The organism is Bacillus sp. SIMBA_154 (assembly GCF_046536015.1).
In the GTDB taxonomy this organism is placed as follows: Bacteria; Bacillota; Bacilli; order Bacillales; family Bacillaceae; genus Bacillus; species Bacillus pumilus_P.
On the sequence record NZ_JAWJBV010000664.1, the window covers coordinates 1 to 236 of the forward strand.

General features: G+C 42.4%; 1 protein-coding gene. It reads left to right on the forward strand.

What is annotated here, in order from left to right; genetic code table 11:
- On the forward strand, positions 1-236 hold a 236-nt coding region (locus tag R0K30_RS23515; RefSeq protein WP_410613444.1), incomplete at both ends, for a hypothetical protein.

Here is a 236-nt window from a genome sequence, read left to right on the forward strand (position 1 = left end):
CCAACATCGTCAGAGCAATAAACAATGTAGCGGACAGTCATGTACTTGGAAATAACAATATCATTACATCAAGTAATACGTTTGTTTTAGCCTCTAACGTGAATAACTCAGGGCAGACTGATAGCTCTGGCAATGCCATACCAGTAGGTGACACAGTTGCGAACTCAGTCTATTTAGGCAGCAACACAGTTGCCACTGCCGGTAATAAAGTAGGAACGCAATTGCTGCAGAGTAAT